General features: G+C 71.9%; 23 protein-coding genes. 17 read left to right on the forward strand and 6 right to left on the reverse strand.

The features are described from left to right. The first annotated feature begins 13 nt into the window (after positions 1-13). The 3 genes from BLV72_RS25975 to BLV72_RS25985 are packed head-to-tail and all read left to right on the forward strand — an operon-like array spanning position 14 to position 2540. Positions 14-610, forward strand: a complete 597-nt coding sequence (locus tag BLV72_RS25975; RefSeq protein WP_093465199.1) for a DUF5998 family protein — start codon at positions 14-16, stop codon at positions 608-610. After that, entirely contained in the window at positions 610-1851 is a 1242-nt protein-coding gene (locus BLV72_RS25980) for an alkaline phosphatase family protein (protein WP_093465201.1), read from the forward strand. Before BLV72_RS25975 ends, BLV72_RS25980 begins: the two co-directional genes overlap by 1 nt. A gap of 44 nt (positions 1852-1895) precedes the next feature. After that, positions 1896-2540, forward strand: coding sequence for a thymidine kinase (locus BLV72_RS25985; protein WP_093465202.1), 645 nt, complete (start codon positions 1896-1898; stop codon positions 2538-2540). A 67-nt stretch (positions 2541-2607) separates the two neighbouring features. On the opposite strand, the gene BLV72_RS25990 is transcribed toward BLV72_RS25985, so the two are convergent. Then, a complete protein-coding gene (locus tag BLV72_RS25990; protein ID WP_093465204.1) occupies positions 2608-3381 on the reverse strand; it encodes a VOC family protein in 774 nt (257 codons plus the stop codon). 287 nt (positions 3382-3668) lie between these two features. Between BLV72_RS25990 and BLV72_RS25995 the strand changes: the two genes are divergently transcribed. Next, on the forward strand, positions 3669-4505 hold the full coding sequence (locus BLV72_RS25995) for a sulfurtransferase (RefSeq protein WP_093465205.1): 837 nt from the start codon (positions 3669-3671) through the stop codon (positions 4503-4505). Between the two features lie 94 nt (positions 4506-4599). Here BLV72_RS25995 and sepH read toward each other — a convergent pair whose 3' ends face one another. Continuing rightward, positions 4600-5682, reverse strand: coding sequence for a septation protein SepH (sepH, locus tag BLV72_RS26000; protein ID WP_078505186.1), 1083 nt, complete (start codon positions 5680-5682; stop codon positions 4600-4602). Between the two features lie 356 nt (positions 5683-6038). On the opposite strand from sepH, the gene BLV72_RS26005 reads away from it, so the two are divergent. After that, positions 6039-6872 carry a hypothetical protein gene (locus tag BLV72_RS26005; protein WP_093465207.1) on the forward strand — a complete coding sequence of 278 codons (834 nt, stop codon included), beginning with the start codon at positions 6039-6041 and terminating at the stop codon, positions 6870-6872. 4 nt (positions 6873-6876) lie between these two features. On the opposite strand, the gene BLV72_RS26010 is transcribed toward BLV72_RS26005, so the two are convergent. After that, entirely contained in the window at positions 6877-8202 is a 1326-nt protein-coding gene (locus tag BLV72_RS26010) for a D-arabinono-1,4-lactone oxidase (protein ID WP_208905730.1), read from the reverse strand. Further along, positions 8156-9412 carry an MFS transporter gene (locus BLV72_RS26015; protein WP_093465208.1) on the reverse strand — a complete coding sequence of 419 codons (1257 nt, stop codon included), beginning with the start codon at positions 9410-9412 and terminating at the stop codon, positions 8156-8158. Before BLV72_RS26015 ends, BLV72_RS26010 begins: the two co-directional genes overlap by 47 nt. 118 nt (positions 9413-9530) lie before the next feature. Between BLV72_RS26015 and BLV72_RS26020 the strand changes: the two genes are divergently transcribed. Together BLV72_RS26020 and BLV72_RS26025 are read left to right on the forward strand one after the other, a co-directional pair. After that, the gene (locus BLV72_RS26020) at positions 9531-10682 is read left to right on the forward strand and encodes a ferrochelatase (RefSeq protein ID WP_093465210.1); all 1152 of its coding nucleotides are present in this window, start codon (positions 9531-9533) and stop codon (positions 10680-10682) included. Between the two features lie 56 nt (positions 10683-10738). Next, positions 10739-11539: an inositol monophosphatase family protein gene (locus BLV72_RS26025; RefSeq protein ID WP_093470547.1), complete on the forward strand. Its 801-nt coding sequence runs from the start codon at positions 10739-10741 to the stop codon at positions 11537-11539. A gap of 227 nt (positions 11540-11766) precedes the next feature. Here the strand turns inward: BLV72_RS26025 and BLV72_RS48050 are convergent, their stop codons facing one another. Continuing rightward, positions 11767-11940 (reverse strand): hypothetical protein, encoded by a 174-nt coding sequence (locus tag BLV72_RS48050; protein WP_014055412.1) that lies wholly within the window; start codon positions 11938-11940, stop codon positions 11767-11769. Between the two features lie 358 nt (positions 11941-12298). Here BLV72_RS48050 and BLV72_RS26030 point away from each other — a divergent pair, with 358 nt between their 5' ends. The 4 genes from BLV72_RS26030 (at position 12299) to BLV72_RS26045 (ending at position 15631) form a co-directional block, all read left to right on the forward strand. Beyond that, the gene (locus tag BLV72_RS26030; protein ID WP_014055413.1) at positions 12299-12952 is read left to right on the forward strand and encodes a response regulator transcription factor; all 654 of its coding nucleotides are present in this window, start codon (positions 12299-12301) and stop codon (positions 12950-12952) included. Positions 12953-12958: 6 nt separating this feature from the next. Continuing rightward, the gene (locus BLV72_RS26035) at positions 12959-14206 is read left to right on the forward strand and encodes a sensor histidine kinase (protein WP_093465211.1); all 1248 of its coding nucleotides are present in this window, start codon (positions 12959-12961) and stop codon (positions 14204-14206) included. Positions 14207-14612: 406 nt separating this feature from the next. Further along, positions 14613-14915 carry a DUF4193 domain-containing protein gene (locus tag BLV72_RS26040; RefSeq protein ID WP_009714537.1) on the forward strand — a complete coding sequence of 101 codons (303 nt, stop codon included), beginning with the start codon at positions 14613-14615 and terminating at the stop codon, positions 14913-14915. 14 nt (positions 14916-14929) lie between these two features. Continuing rightward, the gene (locus BLV72_RS26045; protein ID WP_093465213.1) at positions 14930-15631 is read left to right on the forward strand and encodes a hypothetical protein; all 702 of its coding nucleotides are present in this window, start codon (positions 14930-14932) and stop codon (positions 15629-15631) included. A gap of 18 nt (positions 15632-15649) precedes the next feature. Here the strand turns inward: BLV72_RS26045 and BLV72_RS26050 are convergent, their stop codons facing one another. Next, positions 15650-16096 (reverse strand): DUF3093 domain-containing protein, encoded by a 447-nt coding sequence (locus tag BLV72_RS26050; RefSeq protein ID WP_093465214.1) that lies wholly within the window; start codon positions 16094-16096, stop codon positions 15650-15652. A gap of 59 nt (positions 16097-16155) precedes the next feature. Between BLV72_RS26050 and BLV72_RS26055 the strand changes: the two genes are divergently transcribed. From BLV72_RS26055 to BLV72_RS26080, 6 genes are all read left to right on the forward strand, one after another. After that, positions 16156-16737 carry a PaaI family thioesterase gene (locus BLV72_RS26055; protein WP_093465216.1) on the forward strand — a complete coding sequence of 194 codons (582 nt, stop codon included), beginning with the start codon at positions 16156-16158 and terminating at the stop codon, positions 16735-16737. Then, positions 16734-17249, forward strand: a complete 516-nt coding sequence (gene dut, locus BLV72_RS26060; RefSeq protein WP_093465217.1) for a dUTP diphosphatase — start codon at positions 16734-16736, stop codon at positions 17247-17249. Before BLV72_RS26055 ends, dut begins: the two co-directional genes overlap by 4 nt. Before the next feature lies 1 nt (position 17250). Beyond that, positions 17251-18036 (forward strand): DUF3710 domain-containing protein, encoded by a 786-nt coding sequence (locus BLV72_RS26065; RefSeq protein ID WP_093465219.1) that lies wholly within the window; start codon positions 17251-17253, stop codon positions 18034-18036. A gap of 226 nt (positions 18037-18262) precedes the next feature. Continuing rightward, entirely contained in the window at positions 18263-19177 is a 915-nt protein-coding gene (locus tag BLV72_RS26070; RefSeq protein ID WP_093465220.1) for a hypothetical protein, read from the forward strand. 265 nt (positions 19178-19442) lie between these two features. Beyond that, the gene (locus BLV72_RS26075) at positions 19443-22055 is read left to right on the forward strand and encodes a sensor histidine kinase (protein WP_093465222.1); all 2613 of its coding nucleotides are present in this window, start codon (positions 19443-19445) and stop codon (positions 22053-22055) included. Next, positions 22052-22735, forward strand: coding sequence for a response regulator (locus BLV72_RS26080; protein WP_093465223.1), 684 nt, complete (start codon positions 22052-22054; stop codon positions 22733-22735). Before BLV72_RS26075 ends, BLV72_RS26080 begins: the two co-directional genes overlap by 4 nt. The last annotated feature ends 55 nt before the right edge of the window (positions 22736-22790 follow it).

Genomic DNA, 22790 nt, shown 5'->3' on the forward strand with positions numbered 1-22790 from the left:
TAGGATGGTGCACATGGCGAAGACCGGTACGACGACCCAGGGGCTGCGCGCGGCGATCGAGCGCAGCGGCTATTACCCGGCACTCGTGGCCGAAGCGGTGGAGGCCGCCGTGGGCGGTGAGCCCATCGTGTCGTACCTGGTCCATCAGGAGACCACCTTCGACGCCAACGAGGTCCGCCGCCATGTCACGGTCCTGGTCCTCACCGGCAATCGCTTCATCGTCAGCCACACCGACGAGCAGGCCGCGGACGGCACCTCCCCGTCGCCGTACGCCACCACCTCCACCGAGTCGGTGAAGCTCCAGCGGATCTCCTCGGTCGTGCTCAGCCGGGTCGTCGCCAACCCCGAGTCGTACGCACCGGGCACGCTGCCCCGCGAGGTCGTGCTGACCATCGGCTGGGGGGCCGTCAGCCGCCTCGACCTGGAGCCCGCCGCCTGCGGCGACCCCAACTGCGAGGCCGACCACGGCTACACGGGCTCGTCCACCGCCGACGACCTCAGCCTGCGGGTCAGCGAGGCGGGGGACGGCCCCGACACCGTCCGCCAGACGCTCGCCTTCGCCCAGGCGCTCTCCGAGGCCACCGCGGCCACGCCGGACACCGGCCGCTGATGTCCGGCTCCGCCACCGGCCCGCTGCCCTCCGCCGCCTCCTTCTGGCCCGAGCCCAGCCCGCTCGACCCGCGCTCCGCCCCGCTGCCGAAATACGGCACCGGCTCGCTCGCCGATCTGCTGCCCGCCGTCGCCGCGGGCCAGGAGGTCCCCGGGCTCTCCTCCGATCTGGCGCTCGCCCCCGCCGACCGCGTCTGCGTCTTCCTGGTCGACGGCCTCGGCTGGGAGCTGTTGCGCGCCCACCCCGGCGAGGCGCCCTTCCTGACCTCGCTGCTGCCCAGTTCGCTGGGCGGTGCCGGGCAGCCGCTCACCGCGGGCTTCCCGTCCACCACCGCGACCTCGCTCGCCTCGGTGGGCACCGGACTGCCTCCCGGCGCCCATGGCCTGCCCGGCTATACGGTGCGGGACCCCGGCACCGGCCAGCTGATGAACCAGCTGCGCTGGCAGCCCTGGACGGATCCGCACGCCTGGCAGCCGTATCCGACCGTCTTCCAGCTCGCGGATGCCGCGGGCGTGCACACCTGCCAGGTCTCCGCGCCGACCTTCGCCGAGACCCCGCTCACCAAGATCGCGTTGAGCGGCGGCACCTTCCACGGGCGGCTCACCGGCGAGGAGCGGATGGACCTCGCGGCCGAGCAACTCGGCGCCGCGGGCCGCTCGCTCGTCTACACGTACTACAGCGAGGTGGACGGCAAGGGGCACCGCTTCGGCGTGGACTCGCCCGAGTGGCGTGATCAGCTCCGCTATGTCGACGGGCTCGCCCAGCGTCTGGCCGAACAGCTCCCGCCCCGCTCGGCGCTCTATGTCACCGCCGACCACGGCATGATCGACATCCCCTTCGACCCGGAGTCGCGCATCGACTTCGACGAGGACTGGGAGCTGCGCGCGGGCGTCTCGCTGCTGGGCGGCGAGGGCCGCGCCCGCCATGTGTACGCCGTCCCCGGCGCCGCGGGCGATGTGCTGGCCGTCTGGCGTGAGGTGCTGGGGGAGCGGATGTGGGTGGCCGGGCGTGACGAGGCCATCGAGGCGGGTTGGTTCGGCGGGCCCGGCGGTGCCGATGGCGGCGGTAAGGGCGTCGACGACCGGGTGTACCGGCGGATCGGCGATATCGTGGCCGCCGCCCGCGACGACGTCGCGATCGTCGCCTCGCACACCGAGCCGAAGGAGTCCGCCATGGTCGGGCTGCACGGTTCGATGACCCCCGTGGAGCAGCTGGTGCCGCTCCTCGAAGTACGTTCCTGAGCAACCCCGTTCACCCCCCGCCCTACGAAAGGCTCCGCCTCCCCATGCCCGAGCTGGTGTTCTTTTCCGGAACGATGGACTGCGGAAAGAGCACCCTCGCTCTGCAGATCCAGCACAACCGCTCGGCGCGAGGGCTCCAGGGCATGATCTACACCCGGGACGACCGGGCGGGCGAGGGCAAGCTCTCCTCACGGCTGGGGCTGGCCACCGAGGCGGTCGAGGTCGCCGACGACCTGGACTTCTACGACCATGTGGTCCAGGCGCTGACCGCCGGGGGCCGGGTCGACTACGTCATCGTGGACGAGGCGCAGTTCCTGATTCCGCCACAGATCGACCAACTCGCCCGGGTGGTCGACGATCTGGAGCTGGACGTCTTCGCCTTCGGCATCACCACCGACTTCCGCAGCAAGCTCTTCCCCGGCTCCCAGCGCCTGGTGGAGCTCGCCGACCGGGTGGAGGTGCTGCAGGTGGAGGCGCTGTGCTGGTGCGGCGCCCGGGCGACGCACAACGCCCGTACCGTCGGCGGCGAGATGGTCGTCGAGGGCGCCCAGGTCGTCGTGGGCGACGTCAACCGGCCGGAGAGCGAGGTCGGTTACGAGGTGCTGTGCCGACGTCACCACCGGCGCCGGATGACGGCCGCCGGAGAGCGCGCCGCCGCCCTGTCGCCGGATGTGCTGCCCGTCGACTGAGCAGGGGGGCTCCCGTTGATCAGCCTCTCAGCCCCACATCCCCTGGCCCTCCGGCCGGCGCTCCCGCCTATCCCTCGGCGCGCCGTACGACGGTGAAGGCGGCCCCTTCCGGGTCCCGCACCGTGGCCAGGTGGCCGGTGGCTCCCCGCGACGGCGGCCGTACCACCTGACCGCCCAGCTCGGTCACCCGGCGCACCGTGTCGTCCACATCCTCCACCGCGAAGTGCGTCATCCAGTACGGGCCCCGGTCGCGGGGCAGGGCGTCGCCCACGCTCTGGATCGCGCAGACCGGCCGGCCGTCCAGGTGCAGGGTGCGGCAGCCCGGCTCCTCCCCGGCCGCCGTCTCCGCCTGGTAGCCGAAGACCATCCGGTAGAACTTGTGGACCCCGGTGCCCTCACGGGTCAGCAGCTCGTGCCAGACCGGGGTGCCCGGGGCCCCGGTCTCCTGCGCCGCGTCCGTGGACTCCTGCCACACCCCGAACACCGCGCCCTCGGGGTCGGCGGCGATCAGCATCCGGCCGGCCTCGTCGGCGTCCAGCGGGCCCACCGCCACGGTGCCGCCACAGGCGCGGATCATCTCGGCGGTCTCATCGGCGTCGTCGGACGCCAGATAGGTCGTCCAGGCCACGGGCAAATGGCGTTCCGGAGGCAGCTCGCTCAACCCGGCGACCGGCCGGCCGCCCTGGACCGCGCGGACATACGCGCCGAGCTGCTGTGGGCCCGGTGTGAACTCCCAGCCGAACAGGGAGTGGTAGAAGTCCTGTGTCGCGGCAAGGCTGTGCACCATCAGACTCGTCCAGCAGGGCGTGCCCGGTGTGCGCCGAGTCGCTGCCTCGGTCATACGTCATTCTCTCCTCGGACCATCGTGGTGGACATGCGGCCCCGGGCCGGTCGGCGGCGCGGGGCGGTCGTGCGGAGGTGCTGATGCGGGGGGCCCGACCGATGTTTTCACCACCTGTCGCACATGGCGCCCTGGCGGAACCGCAATTCGTCGCGCCCCGCAGCAGAATGTCTGAATTACTACCGCACGTCCGTTTCGGCTTCATTGCGCTCGGGTGTCACCCAGCCGTACACCGGGTGACGGGGTGGTCCAATCGACGCAGAGATATCTACGCAAGGATGGTTCCTATGCATGCCATCATCACCGCATCCGATCTCATGAGTGAGCTGGCGGAGGAGCAGCCTCCGCTCCTGCTCGATGTGCGCTGGCAGCTCGGCGGGCCGCCCGGCCGCCCCGCATACGAGGCGGGGCATCTGCCGGGTGCCGTCTACGTCGATCTCGACACCGAGCTCGCGGCCCCGCCCGGAAAGACCGGCCGCCATCCCTTGCCCGATCTTTCCGCGTTCGCGGCCGCGATGCGCCGGGCCGGGGTACGTCAGGACCGGCGCGTAGTGGCGTACGACGGCGGACAGGGGTGGGCCGCGGCGCGCGCGTGGTGGCTGCTGCGCTGGGCGGGGCATCCGTCCGTAAGGGTGCTCGACGGAGGTCTGCCCGCCTGGACGGCGGTCGGCGGCGCCCTGTCCACCGATGAACCGGAGGCGCCCGAGGGCGACTTCGTCCCGCGGCCAGGGGCCCTGCCGCTGCTGGAGGCCGACGACGCGGCGGCGCTCGCGCGGCGCGGGGTGCTGCTGGACGCGCGCGCGGCCGAGCGCTACCGGGGCGAGGTCGAGCCCATCGACCCCGTCGGCGGCCATATCCCCGGCGCGGTCTCCGCCCCCACGGTGGAGAACGTCACCGCCGACGGTCACTTCCTGCCCGCCGACCGGCTGGCCGAGCGGTTCGCGGCTCTGGGCGCCACCGAGGACGCCGAGGTCGGGGTGTACTGCGGCTCCGGGGTCTCGGCCGCGCACCAGGTCCTGGCGCTGGCCGTGGCGGGCGTTCCGGCGGCGCTGTACGTCGGCTCCTGGAGCGAATGGTCCTCGGACGGCGGCCGTCCGGTGGCCACGGGCCCCGAGCGGGGCTGAACACGCCGACGGGCCCTGCCACCGGCATGCGGTGGCAGGGCCCGGATCGGCCGCCGCCGGCCGTGGTGCGGCCGGCGGCTTCCTTCGTTCGCTGCTACTCCTGCTTCTTGCGGCGGGTGCCGAAGACGATCTCGTCCCAGCTCGGCACCGCGGCCCGGCGGCCCGGACGGACGCCGTCCGCCTCCGCCTGCCGGTCCGTCGTACCGGTCAGCCGGTCGCGGTGGCCCGCCACCGAACGCGGCATCAGCACATCCGCGTACGCCGAACCCGCGCTCGCCGCGGAGGCGGGCGGCTCGACGGCCTCCGGCTCCTCGTCGGGCTCCTCCGGCGGAGCGGCCGACGCGACGGGCGCCTCCGGCACGACCATGTCGCCCCGGAAGTTGGGCACGGCCTCCAGCAGGCTGGTGAGCGAGTCCCGCTCACCGAGACCGTCGTCCAGCGAGGCGGACGCGGGCGTGGCCGCAGGGGAGTCGTCGTCGAAGCGCTCGGACGACGGCCGGTCGCGGTCCCGATCCCGGTCACGCGGCAGCCGGGCGATCCGCGGCACGAACGGGAAGCTGGGCTCGGGCGTGTCGTCGGCCTCGCCGATCAGCGCCCGCGCCTCGTCGTCCACCGCCTGGACCAGCCGCCGGGGCGGGTCGTAGGTCCAGCTCGCCGAATGCGGCTCACCGGCGACCCGGTAGACCAGCAGCACCTCCCAGGTGCCGTCGTCGCGCCGCCAGGAGTCCCACTGCGTGGTGTCCTTCTCGGCGCCGCGCAGCAGCAGCCGCTCCGCTACGGCCTCGCCGAGCTGCGGTCCGGTGTTCTCGCCGGGGCGGCGCACGGGAGTCTTACGGGCGCGCTCGGCCATGAAGGCGCGCTCCGCCAGCACCGGGCCCTCGAAGCGCCGCACGCGGTCGACGGGGATGCCCGCCATCTGTGCGACCTCTTCGGCGGTGGCGCCGGCACGTATACGGGCCTGGATGTCACGGGGCCGCAGATGGCTCTCGACCTCGATCTCGATCTGGCCGAGCCGAGCGCGGTCATTGCGCACCGCGGCGCGCAGTCGCTCGTCGATGGGAAGCGTGTACTCCGTGCTGTCCGCAGCCTTGAGCACCAGCCGTGTGCCGTCGTTGCTGACGGCCACGACACGCAGTTCGGGCATGGGGACCTCCCGGGTGGTGCCTGCCGACGTCACGGTTGCGTCGCTGCTCTCCCGCTAGACGAGTGTGGCCTGCCCGGGTGCAGCCTGCCACAACTTTGCCGAGTTGCCCGGGCCGGTTGGTTGCCGCCTTCTGACCCCTCCCGCTGGGTCCGGGCGGCCGGACGGGAAAGCGGGGCCAGGGCTCGCCACAGTACTCCATTCGGGCCGCTCGGGTGGAGCGGCACGCCAGCCGAGTTCATGGCCGGAAGGGGGATCGGAGCCTGAATCCTTCGAAGTGAGGCCCAATTTGGGTGGCAAGTTTCACAGAATCGACAGAATCGGAACGATCTGCTTCGTTTATCGGTCACTTCTCCCTGCAGGCTGGAACGAATGTCCAAGCGAGGCGGTAGATGCACGGCAAGGCCGACGGCGACGGACAACTCAAAAGCGGACGGATCGAGCTGAGCGTGGCCCATGTGGCCGGCAGCGCACTGGCGGCCATCGCCGCCGCGGTCCTCGCCTCCAAACTCGGCGTCTACGGGACGATCCTGGGCGCCGGTGTGATGAGCGTGGTGGCGACCGCGGGCGGCACGGTCTTCCAACATCTGTTCCACCGCACCGGTGAGCAGATCAAGGAGGTGCGGGTCCAGACGGGGCCCCGGCGGCCCGCCGGGCCCGTCACGCTCCGGCGGAAGGGACCGGCCGGCGAGTACGGCGAGCCGACCACCCACGGCACCCGGCTGCGGGGGAGGCGGCGCCACGTCCTCGGAGCGCTGGCGGTCTTCGTCCTCGCCATGAGCGTCATCACGGGGATCGAGATGTTCTCCGGAGGCCCGGTGTCCAACGTCTGGGGGGAGAGCCGGGGCGGAACCACCGTCAGCGACAGCGTGGGCGGCTCCTCCGGTTCGAATTCCACCCCCGGCCCCGCGCGCCGCGGCCCGGCCGCCCCGTCCCGGACCCCCGGCGCCTCCCGGGGCGGCGGCGATCCGGCACCGTCGCCGCGCACCTCCCGCGGGGGCGGCACGGCCGACGCGTCGACCGCATCGACGCCCGATTCATCCGGATCATCCGAGTCCGGCAAGGGCTCCGGCCCCGGGAGCGGCACCGGGGGCACAACCGCCCCCGGCACCTCCGCGCCCGCCACCCCCGGCCCGTCCCGGACCCCGTCCGGCGGTGCCACGGAGGACGGAATGGATGGTTCCGGTGACGCCACGCCCACGCCCGGCGCCACCGCCGGGCCGTGAGGCGTCAGTCGCCCAGCACCCGCCGCAGATAGTCGTTGGTGAACAGCCGGTCCGGGTCCAGCCGGTCGCGTACCGCCGTGAACTCCCCGAACCGCGGATAGACCCCGGACAGGTAGCCGGCGTCGCGGCTGTGCAGCTTGCCCCAGTGCGGGCGGCCGCCGTGGGCGATCATGATCTGCTCGGCCGCCGTGAAGTACGCCCGGTGCGGGGTGCCCCGGTACAGATGGACGGCGATGTACGCGGTCTCGCGCCCGGAGGCGGTGGACAGCGGGATGTCGTCGGCGGGCGCGGTGCGCACCTCCACCGGGAAGCTGACCCGCAGTCCGGACCGGTCGACGGTCGACTTGAGCTCGCGCAGCACCGTGACCGCGGCCTCGCGCGGCACGGCGTACTCCATCTCCAGGAAGCGCACTCGGCGCGGAGAGGTGAAGACTTTGTAAGGGATGTCGGTGTAGGTCCGGGCAGACAGGGCGCGGCTGGAGATTTTGGCGATTCCGGGGATGGTGGCGGGGACCGCCCGGCCCACCGAACAGGCCACCTGGAAGATGCCGTTGGACAACAGCTCGTCGTCCACCCAGCCGCTGACCCGGCCCACCGGGGCGGCGGGGCCGGTGCTGCGGTTGTTGCGCTTGGTGTTGCAGTTGCCGGTGTGCGGGAACCAGTAGAACTCGAAGTGCTCGTTCTCGGCCACGAGCCTGTCGAAATCGGCCATGACGCGGTCGAAGGACATCGGCTCCTCGCGCGCGGTGAGCAGGAACTCCGGTTCCACGGCGAAGGTGATCGCGCTGACCACGCCGAGCGAGCCGAGCCCGATCCGGGCGGCCGCGAAGATCTCCGGGTTCTCCGTAGCCGAGCAGCGCAGCACCGAACCGTCCGCCGTCACCAGCTCCAGGCCCTTGATCTGGGCGGCGATCGAGGCGCTGTCCCGGCCGGTGCCATGGGTGCCGGTGGCGGTCGCCCCGGCCACCGTCTGCTCCATGATGTCGCCCATATTGGCCAGCGACAGCCCATGGGCCGTCAGCGTCTCGTTGAGCTGCCGGAGCGGGGTGCCGGCCGCGACGGTCACGGTCCCCGCCTCGCGGTCCAGCCCGCGCACGCCCACCATGCGGCCGGGGCGTATCAGCAGCCCGTCGGTGGCGGCCGCGGTGGTGAAGGAGTGCCCGGAGCCCACCGCCTTCACCCTCAGCCCCTCCGCCGCGGCCCGGCGGACCACCTCGGCCAGCTCCTGAGTGGACGACGGCGCGACGCTCCGCACCGGGCGGGCCGTCACATTCCCCGCCCAGTTACGCCACACGCTGCTCCGTACGGTCTTCATGGTCTTGACGGCCATCCGCACCCGACCCCTCCCGCTGTGGCGCCGGCCGCAGCCGGCGGTACCCGAGGAACGCCACCGCCGCCGCGAACACCCCGGCCACGGCCGGCACCGCGTACCCCGCCCGGGCGCCGGCCGCGTCCACCACCCATCCGGCGGCCGACGAGCCGAGCGCCACCCCGACCGCGAGCCCGGTGCTCACCCAGGTCATCCCCTCGGTCAGATGCGCGCGTGGTACGTGGCGTTCGACGAGGGCCATGGTGGTGACCATCGTGGGTGCGATGGCCAGGCCCGCGACGAAGAGCGCCACGGCCAGGAACGGCAGGTTCCCGACCAGTTGGAGCGGGATCATACTCACGGCGATCGCACAAATACCCCACAACCAACGACGGGACACCGATCCGCTCAGGCGCAGCAGCCCGAAGATCGCGCCGGCGAGACAGGAGCCCAGCGCGTACACCGCCAGGACCAGGCTCGCCGCGCCCTTGTGGCCCTCGTCCTCGGCGAAGGCCACCGTCACCACGTCGATCGCCCCGAAGATCGCGCCGGTCGCCACGAAGGTGACCACCAGCACCTGGAGCCCGCGCGAGCGCAGTGCCGAACGGCCGGTGTGCTGCCCGCGCGGATGCGGTACGGGCTCGGTGGCCCGCTGGGCGGTCAGCGAGAAGACCCCGGCCGCCAGGAAGCAGGCGGCCAGCAGCGGGCCCGCCTCCGGGAACCAGGTGGTGGACAGCCCGATCGAGATGACCGGCCCGAGGATGAAGCAGACCTCGTCGACGATGGACTCCCAGGCGTACGCGGCGTGCAGCTCGCGCGGGGAGTCCCCGTAGATCGCCGCCCAGCGGGCCCGCACCATGGAGCCCACGCTGGGCACACAGCCGGCCCCCGCGGCGAAGACGAACAGCGTCCAGTCCGGCCAGCCCCGGTGCGCGCTCAGCAGCAGCCCGCAGACGGCGGTGAGCGCCACGAGGGTCGCCGGGCGCAGCACCCGGCGCTGGCCGTGCCGGTCGACCAGCCGGGAGATCTGCGGGCCGATGGAGGCGGCGGAGAGCGCCAGCGTGGCCGACAGGGCGCCCGCGAGCCCGTACCGGCCGGTGAGTTCGGAGACCATGGTGACCACGCCGATGCCCGCCATGGACAGCGTCATCCGCCCGAGGAAGCCGGCCGCGGAGAACCCCTTGGTTCCGGGGGCGGCGAAGATCGCACGATAGGGGCTGGTACTGGGCAAGGCAGGCTCCGCCGTGAGCAGGGTAAGGATCGTACGAGCTGATACAGATTACGGGCATGTCCCTGGTTCGCGCAGGGCCGTTTCCCGCCTGTCAGCGGCTGGTGGCAGGATCGGAGGCATGCCGGATCAGTCAGTACAGCCTTCCCCCGACCCCTATGACGCACTGCTGTTGCTCTCCTTCGGCGGGCCGGAAGGCCCCGAGGACGTCGTGCCGTTCCTGGAGAACGTCACGCGCGGGCGGGGCATCCCCCGCGAGCGGCTGAAGGAGGTCGGCCGGCATTACTTCCTCTTCGACGGGGTCAGCCCGATCAACGCGCAGAACCGCGAGCTGCTGCACGCGCTGCGCAAGGACTTCGCCGAGCACGGCCTGGACCTGCCGGTCTACTGGGGCAATCGCAACTGGGCGCCGTATCTGACCGACACCCTGCGCGAGATGACCGCCGACGGCCACCGCCGCATCCTGGTGCTGGCCACCAGCGCCTACGCCTCGTACTCCGGCTGCCGCCAGTACCGCGAGAACCTCGCGGACGCCCTGGCCGCCCTGGAGGGCGAGGGCCTGCCGCTGCCGCGCGTCGACAAGCTGCGGCACTACTTCAACCACCCCGGCTTCGTGCGGCCCATGGTGGACGCCACGCTGGCCGCCCTCGCCGAGCTGTCCGAGGAGCACCGCGCCGGCGCCCATCTCGCCTTCACCACGCACTCCATCCCGACCGCCGCCGCCGACACCTCGGGCCCGGTGGAGGCGCACACGGAGGACGGGGAGGGGGGCGCGTATGTCGCCGAGCACCTCGATGTGGCCCGGCTGATCGCCGACGCGGTGCGCGAGGAGACCGGCGCCCCGCACCCCTGGCGGCTGGTCTACCAGTCGCGCAGCGGCGCGCCGCACATCCCCTGGCTGGAGCCGGACATCTGCGATCACCTCGAGGAGCTGCACGGCGAGGGCGTGCCCGCCGTCGTCATGGTCCCGATCGGCTTCGTCTCGGACCATATGGAGGTCAAGTACGACCTCGACACCGAGGCCACGGCCAAGGCCGCCGAGCTCGGTCTGCCGGTCTCCCGCGCCTCGACCGTCGGCGCCGATCCGCGGTTCGCCGCGGGCGTGCGCGATCTGGTGCTGGAGCGTGCGGCCACCGAGCGTTTCGCCGAGGACCGGGCCGCGGCCGCCCCGGAGCGCTGTGCCCTGGGCGCACTCGGCCCGAGCCATGACGTGTGCCCGGTGGGCTGCTGTCCGGCCCGCTCGCCGCGCCCCGCCGCCGCGGGCTCGGACTGAGCGTCCCCGCCCCCGCCACCCCCGCCGCCCGTCCGGGCCATCCGCCAAGGAGCACGATGACCGACCCGCTCATGACCGAACTCCTCGAGACGGCGCTGGAGGCCGCCCGTGGCGCGGGGGACCTGCTGCGCGACGGCCGCCCGGCCGACCTCGGGGTGGCGGCCACCAAGACCAGCCCGATCGACGTCGTCACCGAGATGGACATCGCCGCCGAGAAGCTGATCACCGACCTCCTCGCGCGCCGCCGCCCGCAGGACGGAGTGCTCGGGGAGGAGGGCGCCGACAGCGAGGGCAGCAGCGGGGTGCGCTGGGTGGTCGACCCGCTCGACGGCACGGTGAACTACCTCTACGGGCTGCCGTCGTGGGCGGTCAGCATCGCCGCCGAGAAGGACGGCGAGACGGTCGTCGGGGTGGTGACCGCCCCGATGCGCGGCGAGACCTTCCAGGCGGTCCTGGGCCAGGGCGCCCGGCTGAACGGGGAGCCGGTGCACTGCCGCCCCGCGGCCCCGCTGGAGGAGTCGCTGATCGGCACCGGCTTCGGGTACGTACGCGAGCGCCGCATCGGGCAGGCCAGGGTGCTCAACGAGGTGTTGCCGCGGGTGCGGGACATCCGGCGCGGCGGATCGGCCGCCATCGACCTGTCCGATGTGGCCTGCGGCCGGCTCAACGGCTACTACGAGCGCGGGCTCAACCCCTGGGACTTCGCGGCCGGTGCGCTCATAGCGCGCGAGGCGGGCGCGCTCACCGGAGGGCGGCCTGGCGTCCCTGCCTCCACGGAGCTGACCATCGCCGCCGCCCCCGGCCTTTTCGAGCCGCTGAGGGGGCTTCTGGACGACCTGGGCGCCTGGCACGACTGATCCCCCCGGGGATCCCCCCGGGGGCGATCCCCCCGACTGATCCCCCCGGGGCCATGCGCCGTCGGTCCACATCCCCGCCCACACACGGAAACGCCCCGGCGTCACGAGGACACCGGGGCGCTTCGGCGTGGTTACCGGATGTTTTCTGGATCACCATCCGGAGCTCAATGGGAATCGGCTACATGGAGGGAATCCGGATCTGGATCGGGTCCGGAATCCGCAAGGGATCAAGCAAACGAGGCGCTTACTTCGACACCGTGCTCGGCGGCGAGGCGACGGAGGTCTTCCAGCTCCGACTGCTCCACGTCCACAAGAAAGTCGTCGCCCGTCTCACGGGCGCGAATGAGATCGGTCTTGGTGTTCTCTATGCGCTGCAGAATGCCTGCGGTGAACGCGTCCATGTGCGCCCCCTCGTCGTGGGTCGGTGGCACGGGGGTGTGCCGACGGCGGGACGATCACGTGCGTGGCCCTTGCCGACGGCAACGACAGTCAGAGATGCCGGAGACAAGGCGTGATCGCGGGTGTGCAGTCGTCCTCCCCACCCCGTCCTGGGCGGAAACCTCGGGCCCCGAAAGAATCTGAATTCGGCGTTCCAGCCGCTGCCGCCCCCACCACCGCGTCCAAGATCGGTCCCCGGGATCCCGAGGCGATCCCTCTTACCGCCGGTTTATGAGACTTCGAGGCAGGATGGAGGCGCCGAACAATCATCGAGTTTGGCGAGATCATGCCCAGTGCGGCAATCAAGGAAGGACTAACGACGTGCGCGTACTCGTCGTCGAGGACGAGCAGCTGCTCGCCGATGCGGTGGCCACCGGACTACGCCGGGAGGCCATGGCCGTCGACGTCGTGTATGACGGAGCTGCCGCCTTGGAGCGCATCGCCGTCAACGACTACGACGTCGTCGTCCTCGACCGGGACCTGCCCCTCGTGCACGGCGATGACGTCTGCCGCAAGATCGTCGAACTCGGCATCCCCACCCGGGTCCTGATGCTCACCGCCTCCGGCGACGTCAGCGACCGCGTGGAGGGCCTGGAGATCGGCGCGGACGACTATCTGCCCAAGCCCTTCGCCTTCAGCGAACTGATCGCGCGGGTGCGTGCGCTCGGCCGCCGGACGACCGTCGCCCTGCCGCCCGTCCTGGAGCGCGCCGGGATCAAGCTGGACCCCAATCGCCGCGAGGTGTTCCGGGACGGCAAGGAGATCCAGCTGGCGCCGAAGGAGTTCGCGGTCCTGGAGGTGCTCATGCGCAGCGAGGGCGCCGTGGTCTCCGCGGAGCAGCTGCTGGAGAAGGCCTGGGACGAGAACACCGATCCGTTCACCAATGTGGTGCGGGTGACGGTGATGACCCTGCGCCGCAAGCTGGGCGAGCCCGCGGTGATCGTCACCGTCCCCGGCTCGGGTTACCGGATCTGATCCGGCATGGCGACGACTCCGACCCCGCTGCCGCCCACGGCACCGCCCAAGCCCAGCTGGGACCCCCAGGGCGCCTCGCGCCCCAACCCCTGGCTGCGCCCCACGATCCGGATACGGCTCACCCTGCTGTACGGCGGGATGTTCCTGATCGCCGGGGTGGTGCTGCTGACGATCATCTACCTGCTGGCCGCCCAGGCCCTGCACGTCGGCAACGAGCTGCCGTTCAAACTGGTCGGCGGCAGTGTCCAGCCGACCAACAACACCTGCCCCGAGATCATCGGCCAGAGCAGCCCGGACCAGTTCAACGCGGTCCTGAACACCTGCATGAAGGAGCAGCGCCAGCTGGCCCTGGACGGGCTGCTGCGCCGCTCTCTGATAGCCCTCCTGGGCCTGTCCGTGATCGCCTTCGCCTTCGGCTACGCGATGGCCGGGCGGGTGCTCTCGCCGCTCGGCCGGATCACCCGCACCGCGCGCCAGGTGGCGGGCTCGGACCTGTCCCGCCGGATCGAGCTGGACGGCCCGGACGACGAGCTCAAGGAGCTCGCCGACACCTTCGACGAGATGCTGGAGCGCCTGGACCGGGCGTTCACCGCCCAGCAGCGGTTCGTCGCCAACGCCTCGCACGAGCTGCGCACCCCGCTGGCGATCAACCGCACCCTGCTGGAGGTGCAGCTCTCGGACCCGCAGGCGTCCCCGGAGTTGGTCCAGCTCGGCAAGACACTGCTGGCCACCAACGAGCGCAGCGAGCAGTTGGTGGAGGGCCTGCTGCTGCTCGCCCGCAGCGACAACGAGATCGTCGACCGCAAGCCGGTGGATCTCGCCGAGGTGGCCTCTCAGGCGCTGGAGCAGGTCCGGGCGGAGGCCGAGGGCAAGGGCGTGGAGCTGCGCGGACAGCGCGCTCCGGCGGTGGTCCAGGGCAACGGAGTGCTGCTCGAGCGGATCGCGCTGAACCTCGTCCAGAACGCGGTGCGGTACAACATCGCGGAGGACGGCTGGGTCGAGGTCACCACCGAGAGCCGGCCGGGTCAGGCCGTGCTGGTGGTGGCGAACACCGGTCCGGTGGTCCCCGCCTACGAGATGGACAACATTTTCGAACCCTTCCGCCGGCTCCGTACCGAGCGCACCGGCAGCGACAAGGGCGTCGGCCTCGGGCTGTCGATCGCGCGGTCGGTGGCGCGCGCCCATGGCGGCAGGATCGCGGCGGAGCCGCGCGAGGGAGGAGGCCTGGTGATGCGGGTGGTGCTCCCGGTCTGACGCCGGGAAACCCGAGGCCGGGGGCCTGTCCGGGAGTGTTCGCTTTGGGCGGAATTTTCGTGATCCGCCCACCCGAGGTAGGCTGTGTGATCGATCACATGGGCGATTTTCCGGCCATATACTCTGCGTGATCGTCGCGGTTGACGGAAAGTCGGGAAAATCCGGGTTTTCGGGGACCGTGATCACGGGAAGTACACGTCATGGCGCATGCGAGTGCGACATTCGGACCGTGTACGGTCCCGATGGCCATCCAACCCGATCACCTCTTCAGGGGTGCGGTTGGGTGTCGATTGAGTAACAGACCTTGATGTGAGGCAAAATCTCCGCCTCGGGTCGGGCACAAGTCCGGCCTCTCACGCGTTACGTGCGCTGGAGACACCACAGACACCCAGAGGGGGAGAGCGACATGGCAACGGATTACGACACCCCACGCAAGACCGACGATGACGTCAACGAGGACAGCATCGAGGAACTGAAGGCCCGGCGGAACGACAAGTCGGCGTCCACGGTCGACGTCGACGAGTTCGAGCAGGCCGAGGGACTCGAGCTGCCCGGTGCGGACCTTTCCAATGAGGAGTTGTCCGTCCGGGTGCTGCCTCGTCAGGCGGACGAGTTCACCTGCATGAGCTGCTTCCTCGTGCACCACCGCAGCCAGCTGGCCGCCGAGACCAAGAACGGCCAGCCGATCTGCCGCGACTGCGCGGCCTGAGCCGCGGGGTCGGCGTGGAGGCGGAGCACGACGACGTGGACGAGGCCGAGCGAGGCCGGATGGCCTCGCTCGCGACCAACCTCGGCCGCGGTGTGCGAAGAGGCGGTGAGCGCGCGAGAGCGGGGGTCCACGCGGTCGCCGACCGGATCATCGCCAATGCTCCACGCATCCCGGTCCGCGATCTCAAAACGCTGCGCGAGCAGTTCCCGGGGCTCGGCCCGGAAGAGCTCGCGGACAAACTGGTGGCCGGTGCCGCGGGCGGCACCGCCACAGTGGGCGCGGGCGTCGGTGCCGCGGCGATGCTGCCGACCCCGCCCGCCATGCCCACCGAGCTGGCCGCCGAGATCGTCGGCGTGGCCTCCATAGAGTTCAAGCTGATCGCCGAGCTGCACGAGGTCTACGGCGTGCGGGCGCCCGGCACGGTGCGTCAGCGCGCCATCGCGTATCTCGGCTGCTGGGCGGAGGAGCGCGGTATCGACGTCACCCAGCCGGCGAGCGTCAACGCGGCCCTGGGCGTCCAGATGAAGCGCGAGCTGCGGCAGCAGGTCCTCAAGCGCAGCTTCCGGAACATGCCGGTCCTGACGCCCTTCATGATCGGCGCGGCCGTCGGAGCCGCGATGAACCGGCGCGACACCAAGAAACTCGCGCGCAAGGTCCGCAAGGATCTGCGGGCCGAGCAGATCCCCTGGAACCTCCCGCTGCCCCTGGAGAGATGAGCCCCTCGCGCGCCCCGCTCAGGCGGGTTGCACGGCCGTGAGCGCGGCGGCCAGCGCCTCCGGATTCCGGGTGGACACATACACGTACGGTGTCGGGTCCTCCGGATCGGTGACCTCCACCCGCAGCGCGGTCGGGATGTAGCTGCGCAGCAGCATGAACGCCCGCGGATCGGCCTTGTAGGTCCGCCAGGCGGCCGCCTCGGCGGCGTCCAGCACCTGCGGGGTCCCCAGGGCCGACACCGGGATCCGCGCCTCACCGGCCACCAGTGAGTCCGCCACCACGCGCACCCGGGCCGACCCGTACGAACTCACCGCGACACAGGCCAGCGCCGCACCGCCGATCAGCCCGCCGAGCATCGGCAGAGTGCCGAACGGCAGCATGATCAACCCCACGGAGACCCCGATCAGAACGGCGATGAACCACCAGGAACGGGGCGCGCTGAGGCGTTCTTCGTAAGGCTGCATGCGTATCAGCTTGGCATGGCCGCCGAACCGGACTGTTCTCGCGGGTAAGGTCAGCCGTTGTGACTGGACGAACGACAGGGCTGACGCCGCCGGAGGGTGCCACGGCACCCGTGCGCCACCCCGACGCGCCCGCGCCCGGGAAGCCCCTCGGCGTGCACTACGACCAGTGCTTCGGCTGTGGCGATCAGCCGGGGGGCCTGGGGCTGATCGCACGGGCGGGCGAGGGCGTGAGTGTCGCCGCCGAGTTCACGGTGCGCAGCGGCCATCAGGGCGCGCCGGGCCTGGCCCACGGCGGGGTGCTGGCCGCGGCGCTGGACGAGACGCTCGGGGCGCTCAACTGGCTGCAGCGGGCGATCACGGTGACCGGGCGGCTGGAGACCGACTTCGTACGGCCCGTGCCGGTCGGCACCGAGCTGCATCTGGAGGCACGGGTGACCGCCGTGCACGGCCGGAAGGTCTACTGCTCGGCCACGGGACGGCTCGGCGCTCCGGACGGCCCCGTCGCGGTGCGGGCACAGGCCCTCTTCATAGAGGTGCGGGTCGACCACTTCATCGAGAACGGCCGGGCGGAGGAGATCGACGCGGCGCTCGCCGATCCGGATCAGGTGAAGGTCGCGCGCGCTTTCGAGGTGAACCCATGAGTCCGCTGCCCGTCGACGTGCCGATCCGCAGGGTGGACCCCGAGGTGCCCATCCCCGGGTACGCCCACCCCGGCGACGCGGGGGCCGACCTGGTCACCACCGAGGCGGCCGAGCTGGCTCCGGGGGAGCGCGCGGTTCTGCCCACCGGAGTGTCTATCGCGCTCCCGGAGGGGTATGCCGCCTTCGTGCATCCACGGTCCGGACTTGCCGCGCGCTGCGGCGTAGCCATGGTGAATGCCCCGGGGACCATCGATGCCGGGTACCGTGGAGAGATCAAGGTGATCGTGGTCAATCTGGACCCGCGCGAGAGCGTGCGGTTCGAGCGCTTCGACCGGATCGCCCAATTGGTCGTCCAGCAGGTCGAGAAGGTGCGCTTCCAGGAGGTGGCGGAGCTTCCCGGGTCGGCGCGGGCCGAAGGGGGCTTCGGGTCCACCGGCGGTCATGCCGCCGTGGACGGCACAACGGGTGGGAATGGATACGCTTCGGTCGGTTCCGACCGGGAAGGACGATGACGTGTTCGGACGTCGCCGCAAGCGCAGCAAGGAGGACGTCGAGTCGCTCGACGTGACCTCCGACGAGTTGGCCGAGGACGCGGAGGACGCGGACGGCGCTGAGGACACCGCCGCACCCGTGGAGGCCGGCCGGGTGAGCCTGCCTCCGGCCCCGCGCCCCGAGGGCCCCTGGGACGTATCCGAGGTGCGTGAGCCCGGCGAGGGCCGGGTGGACCTCGGTGGTCTGTTCGTACCCGGCGTCGAGGGCATGGAGCTGCGGGTGGAGGTCGCGGGGGACGCGATCGTCGCCGCGACCGTGGTGCTGCGGGACAGCGCCGTGCAGCTCCAGGGCTTCGCAGCGCCCAAGAAGGAAGGCATCTGGGGCGAGGTGCGCGACGAGATCGCCACCGGCATCACCCAGCAGGGCGGGGTCGTCGACGAGGTCGAGGGCCCGCTCGGCTGGGAGCTTCGCGCCCAGGTTCCGGTGCAGCTCCCGGACGGCAAGAACGGCGTGCAGGTGGTCCGCTTCGTCGGCGTGGACGGGCCCCGCTGGTTCCTGCGCGGGGTGATCTCCGGGCAGGGCGCGGTGCAGCCCGAGACCGGCAGCCTCCTGGAGGCGATCTTCCGGGACACGGTCGTGGTGCGTGGCGAGGGCCCGATGGCCCCGCGCGACCCGATCGTCCTCAAGCTGCCGGACGACGCCCAGATGGTGCCCGACGGGGTGCAGCAGGACGAGGCGCAGGGCTCGCGGTTCGCGGGCGGCGCCGACCGGCTCCAGCGCGGCCCGGAGATCTCCGAGGTCCGCTGAGCCGCCGTCGCGCACGGCAGAGGACAGGGCCCGAAGGGGCCCGGGGCAGGCCCCCGGGCCCCTTCGGCGTCTTTCGGAAGGTCGCTTCGGGGATTTCGCGCGACACGGTGAACACACCCGCCGCACCGGCCGTACTCATGGGCGCGAGACCTTGTGACGCTCCGAGGGGGAGAGGGCGCGTCGCGAGACACACCCCCTGTCCGACCTCAACGAGGTGAGTGATCAGATGTCGCGTGGCCTTCCGTTACTGCACCGCCGGAGAATCCTCGTCTCCGGCGCGATCGGCGGTATCACCTGTGCGGCCGTCGTGGTGGGAGCCGCCATGGCCGGTCAGGACGACGGCAGCGGCGACGCCAATGCGTCGACCAAGGCCGCCCAGACCATCAGCTGCCCCGCCGTCGCCGGTTCCCTCCCGGAGATCCCGGCGGAGGCCCAGGCCGAGGTGGACCGCAACCTCGCCCTGCTGGACACGCAGATAGCGGAGGCCACCAAGCGGCTCGGCACCAGCCAGGGCGAGGGTGGCCCCAACTTCGTGCAGAACGCCATCCTCGGTCCGCTGGCGGACAAGCGGAAGTCCACCCTGGACCGCATCGCGATCTCCATCGGACGGCGCGCCGAGAAGCCGACGGGGCTGGACGCGCTCGCCGAGTGCACCCTCTCGGGCGGCGAGGCGGGAGCGGGCACCGGCGCGGGCGGCGAGGCGGACAGCGGCGCGACCCCGACCGCCGCCGCCTCCGAGTCCGCTGGCGCAGGAGCCGAGCAGGGCGGCGGGGCCGAGCAGGGCGGCGGGGCCGAGCAGGGCGGCGGGGCCGAAGCGGGCTCCGGTGCCGACGAGGGCTCCGCCCAGACGATCAGCTGCCCGGATGTCGCCTCCAAGATCAGCGGTGTGCCGGCCGCCGCCCAGGCCGAGGTGGACCGCAATATCGCCCTGCTGGACACCCAGTTGGCGGAGGCCAACAAGCGGCTCGGCACGAGCCAGGGCGAGGGCGGCCCCAACTTCGTGCAGAACGCCATCCTGGGCCCGCTGAAGGACAAGCGGGCCTCGACGATCGACCGCATCGAACTCTCCTTCTCCCGCCAGGGCTCGACCGCCCCCTCCGGTCTCGACGCCCTGGCGGGCTGCTCGCTCACATCCGGCTGAGCCGACGGCGTAAGGCCCGGCCCGAGGTGAGCGTCTGCCGGTGGGCCGTACTCTTCTCTGCGGAGTACGGCCCACCGGCTTTTCGCATGGGGTTCGCCCGGGGTGGGGCGGCCGGGCGTCAAAGCCCCGTCAAGACGGCGCCGACGGCCGTAAGGGAGCCGTCAAGGAACGGGCGGCCGGGCCGGGGACGGGGTTTGCTCTACACGCATCGCCCTCTGGAAGCTCGCCATGAGCTCAGGCGCCGTCCAACAGGGAAAATAGGGGTATGGGACGCGGAAAGTTGCGGATCTACCTCGGCGCGGCACCGGGCGTCGGCAAGACGTACGCGATGCTGTCCGAGGGGCATCGCCGGGTCGAGCGGGGCGCGGACCTCGTGGTCGGCTTCGTGGAGCACCACGGCCGTCGCCGTACCCAGGTGATGATGCACGGGCTCGAGGAGGTGCCCCGCCGGGAGCTGGAGTACCGGGGGAGCGCCTTCACCGAGATGGACGTGGACGCGGTGCTGGCGCGCCGCCCCGCCATCGCGCTCGTCGACGAGCTCGCCCACACCAACGTCCCCGGCTCCCGCAACGAAAAGCGCTGGCAGGACGTCGAGGAGCTGCTGCGCGCGGGCATCGACGTGGTCTCCACGGTCAACATCCAGCATCTGGAGTCGCTGGGGGACGTGGTGGAGTCGATCACGGGGGTGCGCCAGCGGGAGACCCTCCCGGACGAGGTGGTGCGCCGGGCCGACCAGATCGAGCTGGTCGACATGTCGCCCCAGGCGCTGCGCCGCCGTATGGCCCACGGCAACATCTACGCGCCCGACAAGGTCGACGCCGCGCTGTCGAACTACTTCCGGCCCGGGAACCTGACCGCGCTGCGCGAGCTGGCCCTGCTGTGGACCGCCGACCGGGTCGACGAATACCTCCAGCAGTACCGCGACGAGCACTCCATCCGCTCCACCTGGCAGGCGCGTGAGCGCATCGTGGTGGGGCTGACCGGCGGCCCGGAGGGCCGGACGCTGATCCGCCGGGCCGCCCGGATGGCGGCCAAGGGCTCCGGCAGCGAGATCCTCGCCGTCTACATCGCCCGCAGCGACGGCCTGACCTCGGCCTCCCCCAAGGAGCTGGCGGTCCAGCGCACCCTCGTGGAGGACCTCGGGGGCACCTTCCACCACGTCATAGGGGAGGACATCCCGGGGGCGCTGCTGGAGTTCGCCCGCGGTGTCAACGCGACCCAGATCGTGCTCGGCTCCAGCCGCCGCAAGACCTGGCAGTACATCTTCGGACCCGGGGTGGGCGCCACCGTCGCCCGTGACTCCGGGCCCGACCTGGACGTCCACATCGTCACCCATGACGAGGTCGCCAAGGGCCGCGGGCTGCCGGTCGCGCGCGGTGCCCGGCTCGGCCGCTCCCGGCTGATCGCGGGCTGGGTGGTCGGGGTGGCCGGACCGGCCCTGCTCACGCTGCTGCTCACCGGCACCGGCGCCACCCTCGCCTCCGAGGCCGGGCCCGGCTTCGCCAACGAGGTGCTGCTCTTCCTGTTCCTCAATGTGCTGGCCGCCCTGCTGGGCGGCATGGTGCCCGCCCTCGCCTCGGCGGCCGTCGGATCGCTGCTGCTCAACTACTACTTCACCCCGCCCACCCACACCCTGACCATCGCCGACCCCGAGAACATCGTCGCCATAGCGATCTTCGTGGCGGTCGCCGTCTGTGTGGCCTCGGTGGTCGATCTCGCCGCCCGCCGCACCCATCAGGCCGCCCGGCTGCGCGCCGAGTCCGAGATACTGTCGTTCCTCGCGGGCAGCGTGCTGCGCGGCGAGACCAGCCTGGAGGCGCTGCTGGAGCGGGTCCGCGAGACGTTCGCCATGGACTCGGTGGCGCTGCTGGAGCGGGAGAGCGATGTCGCCCCCTGGACCTGCGCGGGCAGCGTCGGCAGCCACGACGGCACCCCGGCGCCCGAACGGCCCGAGGACGCGGAGGTGGACATGCCGGTCGGCGACCATATGGCGCTCGCGCTCTCCGGCCGGGTCCTGCCCGCCGAGGACCGCCGGGTGCTCGCCGCCTTCGCGGCCCAGGCCGCCGTCGTCCTGGACCGGCAGCGGCTGGCCCAGCAGGCCGGGCAGGCCCGTGAGCTGGCCGAGGGGAACCGCATCCGCACCGCGCTGCTCGCCGCCGTCAGCCACGATCTGCGCACCCCGCTCGCGGCCATCAAGGCGGCCGTGAGCTCCCTGCGCTCCGATGACGTCGCCTGGTCGGAGGAGGACGAGGCGGAGCTGCTGGAGGGCATCGAGGACGGCGCCGACCGGCTGGATCACCTGGTGGGCAACCTCCTGGACATGTCCCGGCTGCAGACCGGCACCGTCACCCCGCTGATCCGGGAGATCGACCTGGACGAGGTGGTGCCGATGGCGCTCGTCGGTGTCCCGATGGCCAAGGTCGCCCTCGACATCCCCGAGGAGTTGCCGATGGTCGCGGTCGACCCCGGGCTGCTGGAGCGCGGCGTCGCCAACATCGTGGAGAACGCGGTGAAGTACAGCCCGCCGGACCGCCCCGTGCTGGTCTCCGCGAGCGCCCTCGGCGACCGTGTGGAGCTGCGGGTGGCCGACGGCGGCCCGGGCGTGCCGGACAGCGAGAAGGACCGCATCTTCGAGCCCTTCCAGCGCTACGGGGACGCCCCGCGCGGCGCCGGGGTCGGCCTCGGGCTGGCCGTCGCCCGCGGCTTCGCCGAGGCCATGGGCGGCCGGCTGACCGCCGAGGACACCCCAGGCGGCGGTATGACCATGGTGCTCACGCTGCGTGTCGCCGCCGGCCGCCCGCCGGTCGACCCCGGCCTCCCGGTCCAGGTCGGCTCCACGTCAGGCACAACGACACGGAAAGGCAGGCCCGCCACATGAACCGGGTGCTTGTGGTCGACGACGAGCCGCAGATCGTACGCGCCCTCGTGATCAACCTGAAGGCGCGCAAGTACGAGGTCGACGCCGCCGGGGACGGCGCCACCGCGCTCCGGCTCGCCGCCGCCCGGCATCCCGATGTGATCGTGCTCGACCTCGGCCTGCCCGATATGGACGGGGTGGAGGTGATCAAGGGGCTCCGGGGCTGGACCCGGGTGCCGATCCTGGTGCTCTCCGCCCGTCAGACCTCGGACGAGAAGGTCGAGGCCCTGGACGCGGGGGCGGACGACTACGTCACCAAGCCGTTCGGCATGGACGAGCTCCTCGCCCGGCTGCGCGCGGCCGTCCGCCGTGCGGAGCCCGCCGGGCAGCCGGACGACTCGGTGGTGGTGGAGACCGATGCGTTCACCGTCGACCTGGCCGCCAAGAAGGCCCATCGCGACGGCCGCGATGTGCGGCTGACCCCCACCGAATGGCATCTGCTGGAGGTCCTGGTGCGCAATGCCGGTCGCCTGGTCAGCCAGAAGCAGCTGCTGCAGGAGGTCTGGGGCCCCTCGTACGGCACCGAGAGCAACTACCTGCGGGTCTATATGGCGCAGCTGCGCCGCAAGCTGGAGGTCGACCCCTCGCATCCGCGCCACTTCGTGACCGAGCCGGGGATGGGCTACCGGTTCGAGCGATGAGCGGGGCGGGCGATCAGTGCGGGGACGCCGTTTCGGCCCCGGCGCACCGGTACGC

The organism is Streptomyces melanosporofaciens, from assembly GCF_900105695.1.
Classification (GTDB): domain Bacteria; phylum Actinomycetota; class Actinomycetes; order Streptomycetales; family Streptomycetaceae; genus Streptomyces; species Streptomyces antimycoticus.

Bases quoted from the DNA above. Each gene is read 5' to 3' on its own strand.
- BLV72_RS25975 (WP_093465199.1), top strand. From the start codon at position 14: ATGGCGAAGACCGGTACGACGACCCAGGGGCTGCGCGCGGCGATCGAG.
- BLV72_RS25980 (WP_093465201.1), top strand. From the start codon at position 610: ATGTCCGGCTCCGCCACCGGCCCGCTGCCCTCCGCCGCCTCCTTCTGG.
- BLV72_RS25985 (WP_093465202.1), top strand. From the start codon at position 1,896: ATGCCCGAGCTGGTGTTCTTTTCCGGAACGATGGACTGCGGAAAGAGC.
- BLV72_RS25990 (WP_093465204.1), bottom strand. From the start codon at position 3,381: ATGACCGAGGCAGCGACTCGGCGCACACCGGGCACGCCCTGCTGGACG.
- BLV72_RS25995 (WP_093465205.1), top strand. From the start codon at position 3,669: ATGCATGCCATCATCACCGCATCCGATCTCATGAGTGAGCTGGCGGAG.
- BLV72_RS26005 (WP_093465207.1), top strand. From the start codon at position 6,039: ATGCACGGCAAGGCCGACGGCGACGGACAACTCAAAAGCGGACGGATC.
- BLV72_RS26010 (WP_208905730.1), bottom strand. From the start codon at position 8,202: ATGGCCGTCAAGACCATGAAGACCGTACGGAGCAGCGTGTGGCGTAAC.
- BLV72_RS26020 (WP_093465210.1), top strand. From the start codon at position 9,531: ATGCCGGATCAGTCAGTACAGCCTTCCCCCGACCCCTATGACGCACTG.
- BLV72_RS26025 (WP_093470547.1), top strand. From the start codon at position 10,739: ATGACCGACCCGCTCATGACCGAACTCCTCGAGACGGCGCTGGAGGCC.
- BLV72_RS48050 (WP_014055412.1), bottom strand. From the start codon at position 11,940: ATGGACGCGTTCACCGCAGGCATTCTGCAGCGCATAGAGAACACCAAG.
- BLV72_RS26035 (WP_093465211.1), top strand. From the start codon at position 12,959: ATGGCGACGACTCCGACCCCGCTGCCGCCCACGGCACCGCCCAAGCCC.
- BLV72_RS26040 (WP_009714537.1), top strand. From the start codon at position 14,613: ATGGCAACGGATTACGACACCCCACGCAAGACCGACGATGACGTCAAC.
- BLV72_RS26050 (WP_093465214.1), bottom strand. From the start codon at position 16,096: ATGCAGCCTTACGAAGAACGCCTCAGCGCGCCCCGTTCCTGGTGGTTC.
- dut (WP_093465217.1), top strand. From the start codon at position 16,734: ATGAGTCCGCTGCCCGTCGACGTGCCGATCCGCAGGGTGGACCCCGAG.
- BLV72_RS26070 (WP_093465220.1), top strand. From the start codon at position 18,263: ATGTCGCGTGGCCTTCCGTTACTGCACCGCCGGAGAATCCTCGTCTCC.
- BLV72_RS26075 (WP_093465222.1), top strand. From the start codon at position 19,443: ATGGGACGCGGAAAGTTGCGGATCTACCTCGGCGCGGCACCGGGCGTC.
- BLV72_RS26080 (WP_093465223.1), top strand. From the start codon at position 22,052: ATGAACCGGGTGCTTGTGGTCGACGACGAGCCGCAGATCGTACGCGCC.